The organism is Streptomyces sp. NPDC059371, from assembly GCF_042751995.1.
Classification (GTDB): domain Bacteria; phylum Actinomycetota; class Actinomycetes; order Streptomycetales; family Streptomycetaceae; genus Streptomyces.
Genome location: NZ_JBHYXD010000043.1, coordinates 1 through 19,295, shown reverse-complemented (window position 1 = coordinate 19,295; position 19,295 = coordinate 1). Strand labels below are relative to the sequence as shown.

Annotated in this window: 12 protein-coding genes, 1 tRNA gene and 1 pseudogene; 12 read left to right on the top strand and 2 right to left on the bottom strand. The window is 71.1% G+C overall.

Annotated features, from left to right (window positions below; genetic code table 11):
• Nucleotides 1–158: 158 nt before the first annotated feature.
• A complete protein-coding gene (locus tag ACFXGX_RS23435) occupies nt 159–332 on the bottom strand; it encodes a hypothetical protein (protein ID WP_384794518.1) in 174 nt (57 codons plus the stop codon).
• Between the two features lie 104 nt (nt 333–436).
• On the opposite strand from ACFXGX_RS23435, the gene ACFXGX_RS23430 reads away from it, so the two are divergent.
• Nucleotides 437–1,933 (top strand): APC family permease, encoded by a 1,497-nt coding sequence (locus ACFXGX_RS23430; RefSeq protein ID WP_384794516.1) that lies wholly within the window; start codon nt 437–439, stop codon nt 1,931–1,933.
• A 149-nt stretch (nt 1,934–2,082) separates the two neighbouring features.
• A tRNA-Asp gene (locus tag ACFXGX_RS23425) sits at nt 2,083–2,162 on the top strand.
• A 170-nt stretch (nt 2,163–2,332) separates the two neighbouring features.
• Here ACFXGX_RS23425 and ACFXGX_RS23420 read toward each other — a convergent pair.
• Complete coding sequence (locus ACFXGX_RS23420) at nt 2,333–3,103, bottom strand: hypothetical protein (protein ID WP_384794514.1); 771 nt, start codon at nt 3,101–3,103, stop codon at nt 2,333–2,335.
• 341 nt (nt 3,104–3,444) lie between these two features.
• On the opposite strand from ACFXGX_RS23420, the gene ACFXGX_RS23415 reads away from it, so the two are divergent.
• The 10 genes and pseudogenes from ACFXGX_RS23415 to ACFXGX_RS23370 all read left to right on the top strand — a co-directional run bounded on the left by ACFXGX_RS23415 (nt 3,445) and on the right by ACFXGX_RS23370 (nt 19,137).
• Nucleotides 3,445–4,698, top strand: a complete 1,254-nt coding sequence (locus tag ACFXGX_RS23415; protein ID WP_384794512.1) for a hypothetical protein — start codon at nt 3,445–3,447, stop codon at nt 4,696–4,698.
• A gap of 48 nt (nt 4,699–4,746) precedes the next feature.
• Nucleotides 4,747–5,535 carry a TIGR03936 family radical SAM-associated protein gene (locus tag ACFXGX_RS23410; RefSeq protein WP_384794510.1) on the top strand — a complete coding sequence of 263 codons (789 nt, stop codon included), beginning with the start codon at nt 4,747–4,749 and terminating at the stop codon, nt 5,533–5,535.
• A 262-nt stretch (nt 5,536–5,797) separates the two neighbouring features.
• Nucleotides 5,798–9,739, top strand: a complete 3,942-nt coding sequence (locus ACFXGX_RS23405) for a ribonuclease E/G (RefSeq protein ID WP_384794508.1) — start codon at nt 5,798–5,800, stop codon at nt 9,737–9,739.
• 257 nt (nt 9,740–9,996) lie between these two features.
• On the top strand, nt 9,997–10,317 hold the full coding sequence (gene rplU / locus ACFXGX_RS23400) for a 50S ribosomal protein L21 (RefSeq protein WP_164320786.1): 321 nt from the start codon (nt 9,997–9,999) through the stop codon (nt 10,315–10,317).
• 16 nt (nt 10,318–10,333) lie between these two features.
• Nucleotides 10,334–10,588 (top strand): 50S ribosomal protein L27, encoded by a 255-nt coding sequence (gene rpmA / locus ACFXGX_RS23395; protein WP_161306244.1) that lies wholly within the window; start codon nt 10,334–10,336, stop codon nt 10,586–10,588.
• A 226-nt stretch (nt 10,589–10,814) separates the two neighbouring features.
• Nucleotides 10,815–12,251, top strand: coding sequence for a GTPase ObgE (obgE, locus tag ACFXGX_RS23390; protein WP_384794505.1), 1,437 nt, complete (start codon nt 10,815–10,817; stop codon nt 12,249–12,251).
• Nucleotides 12,252–12,645: 394 nt separating this feature from the next.
• Nucleotides 12,646–13,080 carry a hypothetical protein gene (locus ACFXGX_RS23385; RefSeq protein WP_384794593.1) on the top strand — a complete coding sequence of 145 codons (435 nt, stop codon included), beginning with the start codon at nt 12,646–12,648 and terminating at the stop codon, nt 13,078–13,080.
• A gap of 180 nt (nt 13,081–13,260) precedes the next feature.
• A pseudogene (locus ACFXGX_RS23380) lies at nt 13,261–14,811 on the top strand (alkaline phosphatase D family protein).
• A gap of 535 nt (nt 14,812–15,346) precedes the next feature.
• A complete protein-coding gene (locus ACFXGX_RS23375; RefSeq protein ID WP_384794503.1) occupies nt 15,347–16,846 on the top strand; it encodes a D-ribitol-5-phosphate cytidylyltransferase in 1,500 nt (499 codons plus the stop codon).
• 200 nt (nt 16,847–17,046) lie between these two features.
• A complete protein-coding gene (locus ACFXGX_RS23370) occupies nt 17,047–19,137 on the top strand; it encodes a hypothetical protein (protein ID WP_384794501.1) in 2,091 nt (696 codons plus the stop codon).
• Nucleotides 19,138–19,295 lie beyond the last annotated feature (158 nt).

Sequence of the window (19,295 nt, the reverse complement as noted above, 5' to 3'; positions counted from 1 at the left end):
TCCAGATGAGGGAAACCGGCCGGATCAGCGCAGCGCTGGTCGCATCCACGGTCCTGACGGCCGTGGGGTTCACCGGGTTCAAGGGTGGGTTTACGGGGTTCACGGGATTTACGGGGCTCTCACGGGCTCCTTAGACGACAGGTCCCGGCCGGGATCTGTCAGCGTTTGAAGGAGCCCTTGGCCTGTTCCTTCGCCCCGCGCATTTTGCCCCGTGTCTCGAGAGCCGCGCCTTTCGCCGCGAGGGTTTCCTTGTGCATCGCGTGGGCCGCCTTCCACACGGTCCTTCCGACGACCTGTTCGGCCTTGGCCCTGGCCCGTTCTCCGGCACTCATCGCAGCACCTCCGCGGCATCTCACCGCCGGGTTCCCTGGTGGCAGGGGGGAAAACACTGATCCGGCGGGTACGCGCCCGCCGTGCACGGAAAGCGGGTACCGACGTGGTGGAAGCTGCTTCGCCGAGCTCCGAGGAAACCGAGGACTCCGCTGCCCTCGGGGGCTATCGGCCGGAGCTGAGACGGACGCTCGGATCATTTCAGGTGTTCGCGATCTCGTTCGCGTTCATCTCTGTGGCGGTCGGCATCTTCTCCACCTATGACGACGTACTCCAGAACGCGGGCCCGGTGGGGATCTGGCTGTGGATCGTCGCGACGGTGGGGCAGGTGCTGGTGGCGTTGGTGGTGGCGCAGCTCGCGGGGCGCATCGCGCTCAGCGGATCGTCGTACCAGTGGGCCTCGCGGCTGGCCAACCCCAGGGTCGGGTGGGGATTCGGCTGGCTGACCTTCTGTTACCTGGCGATCGCGGTCGCGGCGATCGCCAACGCGCTCGCGAGCCAGGCGCTCATGCCGCTCGTCGGCATGGACCCGGACGAGGGCACCGCTCGTGCGATCACGCTCGTGATCCTGCTGATCCAGACCGTGCTCGTCGTGGCTTCGACGCGCGTCGTCAGCCTGATCAACTCGGGCGCCGTAGGGCTCGAACTGACCTTGGTCGTGGCCGTGGCGCTCACCCTCGCCATCGTCGTCGCGGTCACCGGCCGCGGCTCCATCGGCAACCTCACCTCACGCGGCGTCACCGAGCACGCCCCCCACTACTTCGACATCGGCGGCGGGCTGATGATCGCGATGATCATGGGCCTCGCCACGCTCGTGGGCTTCGACTCCGCCGCGAACCTCGCCGAAGAGGCGAAGGACCCCTTCCGCAGCGTTCCGCGGGCGATCGTGGCGTCCGTCGTCGCCGCCGGTGTGCTCGGGATGGCGTTCCTGGTCTGTCTCACGGTGGCGATCGAGGACATCCCGGGGGTCACCGCGAGCGAGTCCCCGGTCGCGGTGATCATGCGTGAGCGGTTGGGGCCGGAGATGGAGAAAGTACTTCTGGCGGGGATCGCCATCGCGTTCTTCGGTGCCGGGACCGTGGTGATGGCCTCGTGCTCGCGGATCGTCTTCGCGATGGCGCGCGACGGGCGGTTCCCCGCCCACCAGGTGATGCGCCGGGTCAACCCGCGCACCCGTACGCCGATCCCCGCGACCGTCCTGATCCTCGTCGTGGGCGTCGCCCTGATGGTCGCGCTGCCGGGCGACGCGCTGCTGCAGCTCATCACGGCGAGCACGATCATTCCGGCGCTCGTCTACGGCGCCACGATCGTCCTCTACCTCGCGGTGCGCCGCCGGCTGGACCGCAACAAGGGTGCCTTCGACCTGGGGAGGTTCGAGCTGCCGGTCGCGATCTGCGCCCTGGTCTGGACGGTGGCGTCCTTGGTGATGCTGGTCTCGCCGTCCGAGGCGCTGGTTCCCTCGCTGATCGTCGTGGGCCTGATCGTGGTGGGCGGGCTGTTCTTCGGCGGCCTGCTGCTGTTCAACCGCGAGGCGCTGGACACCGAGCCCGGAGTCTCGGGTTCCTCGCCTTCGGACTCGAACGCGGACGCTGATGCGGCGTAACGCGGAGCGCTGGAAGTCCCCTTCGAGACGATCCCCTTCAAGGCGATCCCGTTCGAGGCAGTCCCCATCGAGGGGGTCCGTTTGAAGCCTCAACTCGCTGAGCGCGGCCCGCTCATATTCGTATGACCGAACCGTCGGCCAGCGCTACCGTTGGCGTCGTTCAGGTGCGCGGGTTGCGGCTACTTCTCCTGTCAAGAGAGCGACGCGGGTTCGAATCCCGCCGCCGGCCCCGGCCGGTGTCGTCCAGCGGCCCAGGACGCTACGTCGCCGCCACCGACTCGGATCTCTGAACGCTTGGACCGAGCCGCCCGCTCCGGGACCTCCGGGCGGGCGGCTTTGTCATGCGGGCCGGACGTTCTCGGGACTCTCGGACCCCTCGCACACCTCTCTGCGGGCCGGTCATACGCCGCCGTTGAGGGCGTCTGGCACCGGCTGGCGGGAGACCAGGATCCAGGGCTTGGGACGGCCCGTGCGGTCGGCGCAGTTCAGGGTCGCGGGGTGGGTGGTGGTGAACGCGACGCAGGCCGCTTCCCAGACCTGGCCGGTGGTGGTGACGACGTCGAACTTGATGCGCTTCACCGTGGTGGACCGGTTGTGCGCGTTGACGGTGACGTCGCAGGGCAGCCCGGCCGCGCCGCCCGCGGGATAGTCGGGACGGGCGGTGAGGTCGGTCCACAGGAAGGTCTGCGTCTCACCGGCCCGCTGGTCGCGGATGCCCGCGTACGTCCGTCCGCCGGTCAGCGCGAGACGGATCTCGAACTCCTCCGATTCCTGCGCGGCGTCGATCCCGACGCAAGGGCCGGTCGGCCCCGTCGGGCCGGTCTCACCCTGGGGGCCGGTGGCTCCGGTGGCTCCTGTCGCTCCTGTCGGGCCGGGCAGGCCCTGGGGCCCGGCGGGCCCGGTCGCGCCTCTCGGGCCTCGGGGGCCTCGGCACACTCTCCCGTCCTCGGGGCGTCCGCTCGCCGGGGCCCGCGCGTCCAGGTGGCGCGGTCTGCATCCACCGTCCGGGGTCGCGGCCGTACGACCGGACGCGGTCAGGTCCGCCGGTGTCGCGGGCCCGACCACTCCCGACGCCATCACCAGTGCCAGCGAGGTGACCACACCCGCCTTCTTGAACCGGCCGCGGGCCGGCGGGCCCAGTAGGCGGGCGGTCCGGGAGTCAGGATTCATACGGGGGCGCTCCTTGCCGGTCGGTGGATTTCCCTGAAGCCGATCGCGAGCTTGACCCGTGGGCGCCGGTGGGACCGGCGCATTCCATGGAAACGCGCCATACATATCATCAAATCAGCCCAATTAGAGACCAACTGATGGATCTTGCTCAACTGTCAGCCGGTAGTTCGAAGTTGGACTTGCTGCGCCCGATCGGGTGCGTCGAACCGGACCCGGCTCCCGGCAGTCCCGCGGCGTCCGGAGGGCGCGAGAGGCAGCCGCCGGCAGGGGCAGGGCCGGGGCGCGCCACGGAGATGGGGATATGTCGCATCCATTGTGGCGGCCGTTGCGTCTACGCAGGTATGGATCTGGAAAAACCGTCCGCCGCGCAGCCCGCTACGCAGGCCACCGTCCGGCCCGGTACGCAGGCCGAGGGCTGTCTCGCCGTCGCGATCCGCCTTCCGGTGCGGATCGTCGTGCTCGTCCTCGTCGTGCCGGTACGGATGGTGTGGGACGCGCTCGTCGTCGGCGGAAGGTTTCTTCGGGACACGCTGCTCCGGCCGCTGGGGCGCGCGCTCGGGCTGGTTCTCGGATGGGTGGCGCGGGCGCTGTTCGTGTGGCCCTGGGTGGCGCTGTGGCGTTACGTCCTCCGCCCGGTCGGCGGCGCGCTGGCCCGGCTCGGGCACGTGCTGCTCGTCGTTCCCGCGGTCTGGCTGTACCGCACGGTCCTGACCCCGATCGGGCACGCCCTCGCCTGGACGGCCCGGAAGACCGGTGCCCTGCTGGTGCTGGTGTTCACGGGGGCCCTGGCCGCGTTCATGTGGGTCGTCGGCGGCGTCCTGACCGCACTCGACCGGGTCCTCGGTGGTGTCGAGGCCGTGTGCGGCTGGGTGTACGCGCGGCTGCTCACGCCGGTCGGGCGCGCTGTCGCCCGGTTGCTCAAGGGTGTCGGCATGGTCCTCGGGGCCGTCGCGTTCGGGGTGTATACCGCGGTCGCCTGGCTGGCGCGGTATCTGCTGGTCGTCCCCGCCCTGTGGCTGTACACCTGGGTCCTCACCCCCGTCGGCAGGGCGATCGCCTTCCTCGCCGACGGGTTCGTGCGCATCGTACGGATGATCTTCGTGGCCGTCGGAGCCGCGCTCTACTGGACCGCGCGCGTCCTGCTGGTGCTTCCCGCTCTCGCCGTGTGGCGCTGGATCCTCGCGCCCGTCGGGCGGGCCCTCGCCGTCGTGGCCAGGGAGATCGGCGAGGCCCTCGGGCACGCCTGGCGGATCGCCGGGTACGTCTCGCTCGCCGTCGGACGGTTCCTCGCGCGTCTTTTCCGGTGGACTTTCGTCGAGCCGGCCCGCTGGGCCTACCGGACCGTGCTGACGCCGGTCGGGCACGCCGTGCGGGATCTGGTGCTGAAGCCCGCGGCCGAGGTGGCGCGCGGGATCCGGCGGACGGCACGGCAGGCGCTGGAGTCCGCCCGGGACAGCGCCCGGCAGGCCCGCGCCGACTTCCGGCGGATGCTCTTCGGGGCACCCCCGGAACCACAGCCGGTCGCCCGGCGGGAACCGGCGGGCGGTGAGACACGTACTCTTGGTAGCAGTACGACCGCACTCATGAAGGACTGAGCGACACTGGGCAAGCGACAGCCCGAAGGCCCGCCGCCCGCACCCGCGGTGCAGCGCATCCGACTGCGCTACACCAAGCGCGGCCGCCTCCGGTTCACCAGCCACCGTGACTTCCAGCGCGCCTTCGAGCGTGCCCTGCGCCGTGCCGCCGTACCCATGGCGTACTCGGCGGGGTTCACGCCGCATCCGAAGGTGTCGTACGCCAATGCCGCACCCACCGGCACGGGCAGCGAGGCGGAGTATCTGGAGATCGCGCTCACCGACCGGCGCGACCCCGAGAAGCTGCGCGAGCTCCTCGACGAGTCGATGCCCCCGGGGCTCGACATCACCGAGGCGGTCGAGGCCCGCGTCTCGGGTCTCGCCGAACGGCTCACGGCTTCCGTGTGGGAGATGCGCCTTGAGGGCGTGGACCCGGCGGACGCGGAGCACGCGGTGGAGGCCTTCAACGCGGCCGAGACCGTGGAGGTCAGCCGCAAGACCAAGAACGGCATGCGGACGTTCGACGCCCGCGGTGCCGTGGCGAGTCTGGGGACGACCCTCGAGACGCACGATCCACAGGCTGATAGGCCGACCGACCAGGCCTGTGCGATACTGCGGCTGGTTGTTCGGCACGTGACGCCTGCCGTTCGACCCGACGACGTCCTGTCCGGTCTTCGCGCCGTGGCCGACCTGGCGCCGCCGGTCGCCGCTGCGGTGACCAGGCTGGCGCAGGGGCTGTTCGATGAAGAGACCGGCACGGTGACCGACCCGCTCGCGCCCGACCGCGAGGCAGTCGCAGCCGCCCCAGCCGATCGCACAGGGGCCGCCGAAGCTGCCGCCGCGAAGGCGTCGGCGTAAGGAAGGTCCCGCGTAAGGACCGTTGTCGTAGCGCCGCCCTCGTATCCGGGAGCCACCTGGGTCGGGCAGCGTACCGACCTTAAAGACTTTCGCCAGGCCGTACGCACACATGGCGTACGGAACCGGCGAGACAGGACACAGAGAGCTCCCGTGCGGCGCCCGCGCCCCGGACGGCGGCACCGCGCAACGCGCGAGCCGCGGACGTCACCGGCATCGCCGGACCAGGCGCGGCGCCCGGGAGCCTGACGGGAGATCCACCCGCATGCTCGAGCCGACCGAACCCACCGAGGGTTCCGACAACAACAACACTCCCAGCGACACCCTGCCGCCGCGGCGCCGCCGCCGCGCCGCGTCGCGCCCCGCCGGTCCGCCGACCGCCGGCTCCGAGGCCGCGGCCGAGACCACCGCGCCGGCCATACCGGCCGTGGCGTCCGCCGACCTCGCGGCGGAGGAGACCCCCGCCGGGGCCGTGACCTCCGCCGATGTCGAGGCCGAGGAGACGGACGAGACCGAGGAGGCCGCTGAGGCGGCCGCGGTCGAGGAGACCCAGGAAGCCCCCGCGGAGGCCGCCGTCGCCGAGACCGACGACGCCGCCCCGCGTCGTACGCGCCGTCGTGCCACCCGCCGCGCCTCCGCTCCCGCCGGTGCGCCCGCCGAGGCCGTCGAGGCCACGACGACCGCCGCCGAGCCGGTGGCCGCCCCCGCCGAGGCCGAGCCCGAGGCACCCGCCGCCGAGCCCGTCGCCGAGGAGGCCGCCCCGCGCCGCACGACCCGCCGTCGCGCCACCCGCCGGGCCTCGGCTCCCGCCGGTGCGCCCGAGGGCGACACCGCCGACGAGCGTGTGGAGGCGCCCGTGAGCAGCGAGAGCAAGCCCGAGGCCGTCGAGGCCGAGACCGCGCGGACCGAGGCCCCGAGGACGGAAGCCCCGCAGACCGAAGCCGCGCAGACCGAAGCCGCGCAGGCGGAGGAGGGTGGCCCGCGCCGCAGCCGCCGCCGCGCCACCCGCAAGGCCGCCGTCGGTTTCTCCGCGCCCGCGCAGAAGGACACCGAGGAGTCCTCGCAGCGCCCCGGCCGTCCGGCCGTCGCCGTGTTCCAGGCGCCGGTGTTCACCGAGCCGATGTTCCAGACGCCCGAGCGGGCCGCCGCCGCTGCTGCCGCCGAGGCGGCCGAGGCCGCTGAGGCCCCCGAGCCGGCCGAGACCGTCCAGGAGCCGGCCGTCGGCCGCAGGCGCCGTCGTCGCCGGGGCTTCGAGGACGAGCCGCAGGCGGCCGTGACCGAGGAGCCGCAGGAGTCCGTCGAGGACGCCGCGTCCGCCGAGGACACGGAGGACGCGGAGGACGAGGACACGGAATCCGCCGAGGACGCGGAGGACGCCGTCGAGGGTGACGAGGGCGAGGAGGAGTCTGCGGGCTCCCGTCGCCGTCGTCGTCGCGGTGGCCGTCGCCGTCGCCGCGGCGAGTCCGCCGAGTCGGACGCGGACAGCGAGGCCGGCGAGGACGACATCGCCGCCGAGCAGGCCGCGCAGGACGCCGAGGACGCAGCGGAGCAGGACGAGGAGGACGCCGAGGACGCGGACGAGCGCGAGGAGGCGGGCGGCTCCAGCAGCAGCCGTCGCCGTCGCCGCCGTCGCCGTCGCGCCGGTGACTCCGGAGGCGACGCCGAGCAGCCCGGCGAGAACGACCCCGAGCGCACCGTCGTCAAGGTCCGCGAGCCGCGCGGCCGACGCGAGGAGCAGCCCTCGGACGAGGTGCAGTCCATCAAGGGCTCGACCCGTCTGGAGGCCAAGAAGCAGCGCCGCCGCGAGGGCCGCGAGCAGGGCCGCCGCCGGGTTCCGATCATCACCGAGGCCGAGTTCCTGGCCCGCCGCGAGGCCGTCGAGCGGGTGATGGTCGTCCGCCAGAGCGGCGAGCGCACCCAGATCGGCGTCCTCGAGGACGACGTGCTCGTCGAGCACTACGTCAACAAGGAGCAGGCGACCTCGTACGTCGGCAACGTCTACCTGGGCAAGGTCCAGAACGTGCTGCCGTCGATGGAAGCCGCCTTCATCGACATCGGCAAGGGCCGCAACGCGGTGCTCTACGCCGGTGAGGTCAACTTCGAGGCGCTCGGCATGGCCCACGGGCCGCGCCGCATCGAGTCCGCCCTCAAGTCCGGCCAGTCGGTCCTCGTGCAGGTCACCAAGGACCCGATCGGTCACAAGGGCGCGCGTCTGACCAGCCAGGTCTCCCTGCCGGGCCGCTACCTCGTGTACGTGCCCGAGGGCTCGATGACCGGCATCAGCCGCAAGCTGCCCGACACCGAGCGCGCGCGCCTGAAGACCATCCTCAAGAAGATCGTCCCCGAGGACGCGGGTGTCATCGTGCGCACCGCCGCCGAGGGTGCGAGCGAGGACGAGCTGCGCCGTGACGTCGAGCGTCTGCAGTCGCAGTGGGAGGACATCCAGAAGAAGGCGAAGAGCGGCAACGCTCCGACCCTGCTCTACGGCGAGCCGGACATGACCGTCCGTGTCGTCCGCGACATCTTCAACGAGGACTTCACCAAGGTCATCGTCAGCGGTGACGAGGCGTGGGAGACCATCCACGGCTACGTCTCCCACGTGGCGCCCGACCTGACCGACCGGCTGTCGAGGTGGACCTCCGAGGTCGACGTCTTCGCCACGTACCGGATCGACGAGCAGCTGATGAAGGCGCTGGACCGCAAGGTCTGGCTGCCCAGCGGCGGTTCGCTGGTGATCGACAAGACCGAGGCCATGATCGTGGTCGACGTCAACACCGGAAAGTTCACCGGTCAGGGCGGCAACCTCGAGGAGACCGTCACCAGGAACAACCTGGAGGCGGCCGAGGAGATCGTGCGCCAGCTCCGGCTGCGTGACCTCGGCGGCATCGTCGTCATCGACTTCATCGACATGGTCCTGGAGTCCAACCGCGACCTGGTGCTGCGGCGCCTGCTCGAATGCCTGGGCCGTGACCGTACGAAGCACCAGGTGGCCGAGGTGACCTCGCTGGGCCTCGTGCAGATGACCCGCAAGCGGGTGGGCCAGGGCCTGTTGGAGTCCTTCTCCGAGACCTGTGTCCACTGCAACGGCCGCGGTGTCATCGTGCACATGGAGCAGCCGACGTCCATCGGTGGCGGCGGCAAGCGCAAGAAGCGCGGCCGTGGCGGTGCCGAGCAGGTCCACGACCACGACCACGAGCACGAGTTCACGCACGAGTCGGCCGAGGAGCCGGAGACCGAGACCGAGGCCGAGGTGGCCGCCGAGGTCGCCGCGCCCGTCGCGCTCGTCGAGACCGAGTTCCAGCCGGACGAGGAGTTCTACGGCAGTGCCGCCGAGGCGGAGGCCGCGGCCACCCGGGGCCGTTCGCGGCGCCGGGCCCCCCGTCGCGCGTCCGCCCCGGCGGGTGCGCCGAAGACCGAGGAGCGCGCTCCCCGGAGCAGGCGCGAGGAGCGGGCCGAGCGGGCTGCCGCCCGGTCCCGTGAGGCAGCCGAGGCCGAGCCGTTCGCGGCGGAGGACCCGGTCGTCGAGGCGCCCGCCGCCGAGCAGTCGGTGGCCGAGGCTCCGGTCGTCGAGGCTCCGGCCGAGACCGTCGAGGCCCCGGTGGCCGCCGTGGCGGAGGCCGAGGCCGCTCCCCAGGGCCGTACGCGCCGTCGTGCGACCCGCAAGGTGTCGGCGCCGGCCGGTTCGCCCAAGTCGGCCGAGGACGCCGTCGTGACGGTCACGGAGCCGGTCGCGGCGCCCGTCGCCGAGGCTCCCGCGCAGACCGCCGACGAGACGGAGACGGCGCCCGAGCCGGTGGCCGAGGCCCCCGCCGCGAGCGCCGCGCCGGCCCGTCCGCGCCGCCGTGCCGTGCGCAAGGCCACCGCGCCCACCGCGTCCGCGGAGGCGGCCGTCGTGGTCGTCCCGTCGGCCGCCGCTGAGCCGGTCGCCGAGCCCGAGCCCGAGTCCGGGGACGCCGGGGCGGAGGCCGTCGAGGCCGACGCCGAGGCGCCGGCCGCGCAGAAGGCGGCCGCCCGCAAGACGGCCAAGAAGGTGACGGCGAAGAAGGCCGCCACCAAGAAGACCGTCGCCGCCAAGAAGACGGCCGCGAAGAAGACCACGGCCAAGAAGGCGACCGTGAAGAAGACGGCCGCCAAGTCCACGGCGAAGAAGACCGCGGCGGCCGAGCAGACGCTCTCCACCGTCACGGCGTCCACCGACGAGAGCTGAGGCTCCGCACGGTGTCCCCGGCCCGCGCGTCAAGCGGGCCGGGGGCGCCGCGTGACCGGTGGCACACCCGCGGGGCCCGGCCTGGTTTGACCCCTTCGGTCGTGGCCCCGTAACCTTGACCGTCGGCGTGTCCCCTGACGCGCCGCACCCCGTAAACCTTTTCCTCTCGGACACCCCGGTGACCGGGAGAGGCCTTCCGTGTTCGTTCCCGGTCGGCTGGACTGCGGGGTTCCGTTCCGAGCGAAAGAGAGATCCGCGTGTACGCCATCGTGCGCAGCGGTGGTCGCCAGCACAAGGTTGCTGTCGGCGACATCGTTGAGGTTGACAAGATTCCCACCGCCAAGGTTGGCGACACGGTCGAGCTCTCGACCCTGCTCGTTGTCGACGGCGAAGCCGTGACGAGCGACCCCTGGGTCCTCGCGGGCATCAAGGTCCAGGCCGAGATCGTGGACCACCACAAGGGCGTCAAGATCGACATCCTTCGCTACAAGAACAAGACCGGCTACCGCCGTCGTCAGGGCCACCGCCAGCAGTACACGGCGATCAAGGTCACTGAGATCCCCGCGGCTGCGAAGTAAGGGTAGGGACTGAGACATGGCACACAAGAAGGGCGCATCGTCCACTCGGAACGGTCGCGACTCCAACGCTCAGCGGCTCGGTGTGAAGCGCTTCGGCGGTCAGACCGTCAACGCCGGTGAGATCCTGGTCCGCCAGCGTGGCACCCACTTCCACCCCGGCAACGGTGTCGGCCGTGGCAAGGACGACACGCTGTTCGCGCTGGACGCCGGTGCGGTCGAGTTCGGCACGCACCGCGGCCGCAAGGTCGTGAACATCGTTCCGGTCGCCTGATCAAGTCCCGTCGAGGCTGATCCGGTCCCACGCGGACCGGATCGAAGGCCTCGGGGCCCAGGCTCCGTAGAACAGAAGTTCTTCGCGAGGCGGACCTCACTTCCCCCACGGGAAGTGGGTCCGCCTTTCGCGTGTTTACGCAAGAGACATTCCGTGCGTACTGAGGTATCCGAAGTGCGTACGTATCGAAGTATCCGAAGTAACCGAAGTCCTGGAGGCACCCCACATGACCACCTTCGTGGACCGCGTCGAGCTGCACGTCGCCGCGGGTAGCGGAGGCCACGGCTGTGCCTCCGTTCACCGGGAGAAGTTCAAGCCGCTCGGCGGCCCGGACGGCGGCAACGGCGGTCGTGGCGGTGACGTGATCCTGGTCGTCGACCAGTCCGTCACCACGCTGCTCGACTATCACCACTCGCCGCACCGCAAGGCCACCAGCGGCAAGCCCGGCGAGGGCGGCAACCGCTCCGGCAAGGACGGCCAGGACCTGGTCCTGCCCGTGCCGGACGGCACGGTCGTGCTCGACAAGGCGGGCAACGTCCTCGCGGACCTCGTCGGCGAGGGCACCACGTACGTCGCCGGAGAGGGCGGCCGCGGCGGCCTCGGCAACGCGGCGCTGTCCTCGGCCCGCCGCAAGGCGCCCGGCTTCGCGCTGCTCGGCGTGCCCGGAGGCATGCAGGACATCGTCCTGGAGCTGAAGACCGTCGCCGACGTGGCCCTCGTCGGCTACCCGAGCGCCGGCAAGTCCTCGCTCATCTCGGTCCTGTCCGCCGCCAAGCCGAAGATCGCGGACTACCCCTTCACGACCCTCATCCCGAACCTGGGCGTGGTGACCGCGGGCGAGACCGTCTACACCATCGCCGACGTGCCCGGCCTCATCCCCGGCGCGAGCCAGGGCAAGGGCCTCGGCCTGGAGTTCCTGCGCCACGTCGAGCGGTGCAGCGTGCTCGTCCACGTCCTGGACACCGCCACCCTCGAATCCGAGCGCGACCCGATCTCCGACCTCGACATCATCGAGGAGGAGCTCAAGCAGTACGGCGGTCTGGACAACCGTCCGCGCATGGTCGTCCTCAACAAGATCGACGTTCCGGACGGCAAGGACCTGGCGGAGATGGTCCGCCCCGACCTGGAGTCGCGCGGCTACGCCGTCTTCGAGGTGTCCGCGGTCGCCCACATGGGCCTGAAGGAGCTGTCCTTCGCGCTCGCCGAGCTGGTCGCGCGGTCCCGGGCCGCGAAGCCCAAGGAGGAGGCGACCCGGATCGTCATCCGTCCGAAGGCGGTCGACGACGCCGGCTTCACCGTGGCGCAGGAGGAGGACGGCCTCTTCCGCGTGCGCGGCGAGAAGCCCGAGCGCTGGGTGCGCCAGACCGACTTCAACAACGACGAGGCCGTCGGCTACCTCGCCGACCGGCTCGCGCGTCTCGGTGTCGAGGAGAAGCTGATGAAGGCGGGCGCCCGCTCCGGCGACGGCGTCGCGATCGGCCCCGAGGAGAACGCGGTCGTCTTCGACTGGGAGCCCACCGTCATGGCCGGTGCCGAGATGCTGGGCCGCCGCGGTGAGGACCACCGCCTCGACGCCCCGCGCCCCGCCACCCAGCGCCGCCGGGACAAGCAGGCCGAGCGGGACGAGTCGGAGAAGGAGTACGACGACTTCGAGCCCTTCTAGGTCTCGACCGGCTCGGAAGCCGCCCCGGGGCCGTTCCAGGTCTCGACCGGCTCAGAGGCCACCCCGGGTGAACGCGAGGGAAGCCCAGGGCATGGGCAGGACAACCGATCGGCTGGGCTGTCAGTCGTGGCGGGGGGGGGGGGGGTGTGGGTCGCCCCCCCCCGCCCCCCCGCGCCGCCCCCGCCCGGCCCGCCCAAGACACCGCCGGCGGGGGGCTGTCGCGCGGGGGGGGCGGTCGAGATTAACACAACCCCCCCCCCCCCCCCGCGTTCCGCTCCGGAAGCGGACGCTCCCCCCAGGGCCGACCTCGACGGCGACGGATACGCGGATCTGCTCTCCTCCGTGGCGGTGTCGATGATGGACGCGTGGACAGCGGTCATGCCGTGGTCGTCAACTGGGTTGGCCCCAAGGGGCTCTAGGCGGCGACACCGACGGCGACGGCTACCTCGACGTGGCGACCGGGCTGCCCGGCGATGACCTCGGCGCCACCACCGACGCGGGCAGCGTCCTCGTCCTCAGGGGCAGCGCCTCGGGGCTGACCGGTGCCGGCGCCACGTCGTTCACGCAGAGCACCTCCGGCGTGCCCGGGACGGCCGAGCGGCTGGACCGCTTCGGCGCCGAGACGGCCCTCGTCGACGGCGACGGCGACGGCGACAAGAAGGACGGACTGGTCGTCGGCGACCCGGACGAGAACGCGGGCAACGGCGCCGCGTGGACCTTCTCCGCGGCCTCCGGCGGCATCACGGCACGCGGTTCGGCCTCCTTCGGCGGGGCCACCCTGGGCCTGGCCACGACCGGTTCCCGCTTCGGACGGTCCCTCGACGACTGACCTTGGCCCGCCGGATGGATTCAGAGGCACCCGGCGGAGCTTCGAAATCCCCTGTCGCGGCGGGTCGTTCGTTGCTCGTGTGTTCGTCATGCGTACGATGCGCTCTGTTCAAGAGGTGGGCCGCTGTGCCGTGTGGGCTTCCCGGTGTCCAAGAGGCAACCGACGCAAGGGAGTTCGCCGATGCCCGGAGCAGTCTCACGCGATCGTCGCCACTTTCTCACCGCCTCGGCCGCCGTACTCGGCGCCGCCGCCTCCGCCCAGCTCTAGCTGCCCGGCACCGCCCGTGCGGCCGAAACCCCTCTGCCCGACGCTGTGTTCAGTCTCGGTGTGGCCTCCGGTGACCCGCTGCCCGACGCGGTCGTGCTGTGGACCCGGCTCGCCCCCGACCCGCTGAACGGCGGCGGCATGCCCGACCGCGCGGTGCCGGTCGAGTGGGAGATCGCCGAGGACGCCCGCTTCCGCAAGCCGGTGCGCCGCGGCACCGCGTACGCGCGTCCCGAGTACGGCCACAGCGTGCACGCCGACATCCGCGGGCTGCGCCCGGACCGCGTGTACTGGTACCGCTTCCGCGCGGACGGCCAGGTCTCCCCGACGGGCCGCACCCGCACCGCGCCGCCCCCCTTCCGCGTGGGCGGCTCCCTGCGCGTCGCCCTCGCCTCCTGCCAGAACTGGCAGAACGGCTACTTCACCCCGTACGCCGACATGCTCGACCAGGACCCCGACGTCGTCCTGTTCGTCGGCGACTACATCTACGAGTCCTCGCCGTCGGCGACGGCCGTGCGCCGCCACGAGGGCACCGGGGAGCCGTACACCCTCGTCCAGTACCGCAACCGGTACGCCCAGTACCGCAGCGACCCGCACCTCGCGGCGATGCACGCGAACGCCCCCTGGGTGGTCACCTTCGACGACCACGAGGTCGACAACGACTTCGCCGGGGAGATCCCGCAGGACCCGGACAAGCAGACGCACGACGCCTTCGTGGCCAGGCTGACCGCCGCCTACCAGGCGTACTACGAGCACATGCCGGTCCGGGCCACCGCGATCCCGGACGGACCGCACATCCGGATGTACCGGCGGCTCGACTTCGGGCGCCTCGCCCGGCTGAACGTCCTCGACACCCGGCAGTTCCGCAGCAATCAGGCGACGAGCCAGGAGGGCGCGAACGATCCCGTGCTCACCATGCTCGGAGCCACGCAGAAGGAGTGGCTGCTGCGCGGGATGCGCGACTCGCCCACCCGCTGGAACCTCGTCGCCTCGCAGATCATGATGGCCGAGACCGACCTCCAGGTCGGCGAGGGCAAGCTCTGGTACTACGACGCCTGGGACGGCTACCAGGCCGAACGCAACGCCCTCATGGGGGAGTTCGCGGACATCCGCAACCCCGTCGTCCTCACCGGCGACCGGCACCTCACGATGATCAGCGACCTCAAGGCGGACTTCGCCGACCCCGAGTCCGCCGTCGTGGGAGCCGAGTTCGTGGGGACGTCCATCGCCAGCGGCGGCGACCAGGACCAGACCGTCTTCCACAGGGAGTGGGACCCGCGCATGGCGGACAACCCGCACTGGAAGTTCATCGACGCCCACCGCGGCTACCACCTCTTCGACATCCGGCGGGACGGCATCGACGCGCAGGTGCGCGTCGCGGAGACGGTGCTGAAGCCCGACGCGGCCTCCGGCACCCTGGCCCGGCTGCGGGTCGACGCGGGGGAGCCGGGCGTTCGGCTCGTGTGACGGACCGGGCGCACGACCCGTACGACGAACCGCATGTGCCCGTACGACGGAGAGCCGCCCTGGGACTCACGTGAGTTCCAGGGCGGCTCTCCGTCGCGCGGATCGTCGACGCCCTGGGCCGCGACCGCGTGCAGGTCCTGGTCACGCCGCGCCCACCGGCATCGCGGCGGCCGTGCCGGGGATCGACCCCGAGACGGCCGCCCAGGCCCTCCACGGAGTGCTCGCCGCGGTGGCCGCCGAGCCTGAGCGGGCCGCCGGGATCCGCTCGGTTCACCGGACGCGTTCGGGGAACTCGTCCGTGTGCTTGGTCACCGGGTGCTCGGGCACCTGAGAAGAGCGTGAGGATCCCGGGCGGGACGTGTGGAGTTACTCACAGCAAATCCGGACAATTCGACCTTGTGTCCTCGAAGTAGCCTGTGTGCAAGGTGAATGGCCGGTTGCGCGCACATATGCAGTAGACGGCGCTCACCTTGCATGGCAGTAACCGTAGGTGGGACCATTCCCGGGTTCCCTGTCGCCCCAAGGTAGGTCACCTGTGTCTGAGCACATTGCCAAGCCCCGTACGACCGCAGTGATCCTGGCCGGCGGAACCGGTCAGCGCGTGGGTCTGTCGATTCCGAAGCAACTGCTGAAGATCGCCGGCAAGGCGGTCATCGAGCACACGCTGACCACCTTCGAACAGGCCGACTCGATCGACGACATCATCGTGCTCATGGCGCCGGGCTATGTGCCGGACGTCGAGAAGATCGTCGCGAAGGCGGGCTTCACCAAGGTGACCCGCGTCATCGAGGGCGGCTCGACGCGGAACGAGACGACCGAGCGTGCCATCGCCGCCCTCGGCGAGGGTCTGGCCGAGGGCGAGGACGCCAACGTCCTCTTCCACGACGCCGTGCGCCCGCTGCTGTCAGAGCGCGTCATAGACGACTGCGTCACGGCCCTGGAGCGCTACCAGGCCGTCGACGTCGCCATCCCGTCCGCGGACACGATCATCGTGACCCGCACCCACGGCGAGGACGGCGAGTTCATCACCGAGATCCCGGACCGCTCCCGGCTGCGCCGCGGCCAGACGCCCCAGGCGTTCAAGCTGTCCACCATCCGCCGCGCCTACAAGGTCGCGGCCGGTGACCCCAACTTCCAGGCCACGGATGACTGCTCGGTCGTGCTCAAGTACCTGCCGGACGTGCCGATCCACGTCGTCGCGGGCGACGAGTACAACATGAAGGTCACCCAGCCCGTCGACGTCTTCATCGCCGACAAGCTCTTCCAGCTGGCCTCGACCACCGCGCCGGAGCAGGCCGACGAGGACGCCTACCGTGAGCTGCTCACGGGCAAGACCCTCGTCGTCTTCGGCGGTTCGTACGGCATCGGCAAGGACATAGCCGAGCTCGCCGCGGGCTACGGCGCCAAGACGTACGCGCTCGGCCGCTCCACCACCGGCACGCACGTCGAGAACCCCGAGGAGGTCGACGACGCGCTCTCCACGGCGTACGCGGAGACCGGGCGCATCGACTACGTCATCAACACCGCGGGCGTGCTGCGCATCGGCAAGCTGGCGGAGACGGACAACGCGACCATCGAGGAAGCGCTGAAGGTCAACTACCTCGCCCCGGTGCAGATCGCCCGCTCCTCGTACAAGTACCTGGCCGAGAGCAAGGGCCAGCTCCTGCTCTACACATCCAGCAGCTACACCCGCGGCCGCGCCGAGTACAGCCTGTACTCCTCGACCAAGGCCGCCATGGTGAACCTCACCCAGGCGCTGTCCGACGAGTGGGCCGGCGACGGTATCCGCGTCAACTGCATCAACCCCGAGCGCACCGCGACCCCCATGCGCACGAAGGCGTTCGGCCAGGAGCCCGCGGGCTCGCTGCTGTCCTCCGAGGCCGTCGCGCACACCTCGCTGGACGTTCTGCTCTCCGAACTCACCGGTCACGTCATCGACGTCCGTCAGCAGGACCCGACGGCCGGCGCGGGCCGTGCCTCCGGCTTCGAGGCGGCTCTGGCCGCGGTCCTGGACCGCCAGGACGGCGTGGCATAATCAAAAACGAATAGTCTTTCGGAATTCAGGCCTTTGTGTCCGCGCCTTCGCCGCGTATTCACAAGGGCCTGAGTCCGTAGAGTTCACTTTTCGCTTATTGGTTCCTCTTCGGTATCAAAAGTACTTTTGGTATCGAAACCGGCACTCACCCCTCAAGAGCAGGTTTCTCCGTGATTTCCACCGCTATTCGCGTTGCCCGGGTGGGTAGCGCGGCCGAGCTGGCGGCGGCGGCCCTCATGATGCTGGGCTTCCCCGCTCTGATGCTCGCCGCGCTCCTGCCGAGCGTCGGCGCCTTCGCGGCCGCGGCCGCCGTGACGTACCTGGCGGACCACTATCTGCACCGGCGAGGCAGCTATCTGGTCAACCGCCTCAGCAAGGTGCGGGCCGGTCTGTCCATCCGGTTCCTGATCCGGCAGTTGCTGCTCGTCCTGCTCCTGGCGCGGCTCGACCTGTCGAACAGCATGGTGTTCTACGCGGCCATCGCGTGCTTCCTGGCCTTCTACGGCTTCCAGGCACCGCACGGCGCGCTGATCACGCTGATACGGCTGCGCCGCAAGATGCCCGTCGCCACCCGCAACGTCGACCTGGGCTCGCGTGTGCGCATCCCGGACGCGCCGCCGCGCGGGCTGCTGGCCCGGTCCACGGAGAAGATGCTCCACCTCGACCTGGTGGCCGTCGTCGGCCTCCTGGTCACCGGGGCGACCGACAACAACGTCTACGGCTTCGCGGGCGTCGCCGTGTCCGTGCTGCTGGCCTTCGGCTACGTCGCGGCGCTCGTCCCGTTCGTGCGCGGACGGAGGATCCCGCCGAACGCCGACAAGGTCCTCGCGGCCGTCGACGACTGGCTGGCCGACCACCGCCCGGAGACGGTGCTCTACTTCTCGGGCTCCAAGGACTCCGCGTACCAGGTCAACATGTGGCTCGAGACGATGGAGCAGCTCGACACCCGGCCGCTGATCATCCTCCGCGAGCGGGCGATCCTGGACCGCATGGCGCCCACCACGGTGCCGGTCATCTGCGTGCCCGGAGGGGTGCACCTGATGAACATGGACCTGTCGACGGTGCGTGTCGCGCTCTACGCGGCGAACGTCGGCAAGAACATCCACATGCTGCGCGTGCCCACCATCCAGCACGTCTTCATCGGCCACGGCGACAGCGACAAGCTCGCCAGCGTCAACCCGTTCAGCAAGGCCTACGACGAGGTGTGGACCGCGGGCCGCGCGGGCCGCGACCGTTACGCGATAGCCGACGTCGGCGTCCGTGACGACGACATCGTCGAGGTCGGCCGCCCGCAGCTCGCCCCGATCCAGACCTGGCAGGGCGTGCCCGACGGCCGCGTCCCGACGGTCCTGTACGCGCCGACCTGGGAGGGCTGGGACGGCAACCCCGGCAACACCTCGATCGTTCTCGCCGGCGAGAACATCGTGAAGAAGCTGGTCGCGGCCGACCCGCCGGTCCGTGTCCTGTACAAGCCGCACCCCTTCACGGGCACCGTCAGCGCCGAGGCCGGCGCCGCGCACAAGCGGATCACCGCCCTGGTCGAGAAGGCCGGCGCGGAGCGCGCGGGCGACGCCCGCTTCGCCGTCGACGCGGCCGTCCAGGCGCAGGCCAAGGCCGACCTGACCCGCATCGAGGCCCGTATCGCCGAGCTGTCCGGCACCGGCGGCGAGAAGGGCGACGAGGCCGAGGCCACCCGCGACGGCATGGTCGACGCGGCCCGGCACGCCGAGACCGCCCGGCTGCGCGCCGAGTGGAACGACGCCTACTGGCGTTCCTTCGGTGCCGCCGAGCACCGTGTCATCACGGGTGCCGAGCCGCGCCTGTACGACTGCTTCAACGTCTCCGACGCGATGGTCTCGGACATCTCCAGTGTCGTCTCCGACTTCATCGCGAGCGGCAAGCCGTACGCCGTCACCGACTCCGCGGAGCTCGGCGCCGAGGAGTTCAAGCGCCAGAACACCGCGGTGCGTGCCGCGGTGATCCTGACCAACTCGGCCGCCGGGCTGGGCGAGCTGCTCGCGGCGGTGGCCGATCCGGCCGCGGACGCGCAGGCCGAGGGCCGCAAGGAACTCAAGCGCTACCTGCTCGGCCCGGACGAGCCGGCCTCCATCGACCAGTTCAACGCCGCGGTGCGGGGGCTGGCGCTCGAGGCCGAGCGGCGCAACCTCGGCCAGCAGAGCGTGACGGCGGCCGACGTCGTGGACGTCGACCTCGCCGAGGTGGTCGCCGCCGACGTGGTCCCCGCCCAGCGGGTGGCCGGCGAGACGGACGGAGCCGCGGTCACCGGCTGATCCGGTCCGCACGCGCACAACGGGCATGGCCCCGGGGGGTTCTCCCCGGGGCGTGCCCGGTTATTATGCCCCCGGCCCCGGGTCAATAACCCCCCGCCGCGGCGGGTATCAGGGGGGTGGTTTAAAAATATATCGTCCCACCCCAACGCCGGGGGTGT

Excerpts from the sequence above, each read along its gene's own strand:
- ACFXGX_RS23415 (WP_384794512.1), top strand. The coding sequence starts at position 3,445 with ATGGATCTGGAAAAACCGTCCGCCGCGCAGCCCGCTACGCAGGCCACC.
- ACFXGX_RS23435 (WP_384794518.1), bottom strand. The coding sequence starts at position 332 with ATGAGTGCCGGAGAACGGGCCAGGGCCAAGGCCGAACAGGTCGTCGGA.
- obgE (WP_384794505.1), top strand. The coding sequence starts at position 10,815 with ATGACCACCTTCGTGGACCGCGTCGAGCTGCACGTCGCCGCGGGTAGC.
- rpmA (WP_161306244.1), top strand. The coding sequence starts at position 10,334 with ATGGCACACAAGAAGGGCGCATCGTCCACTCGGAACGGTCGCGACTCC.
- ACFXGX_RS23405 (WP_384794508.1), top strand. The coding sequence starts at position 5,798 with ATGCTCGAGCCGACCGAACCCACCGAGGGTTCCGACAACAACAACACT.
- ACFXGX_RS23420 (WP_384794514.1), bottom strand. The coding sequence starts at position 3,103 with ATGAATCCTGACTCCCGGACCGCCCGCCTACTGGGCCCGCCGGCCCGC.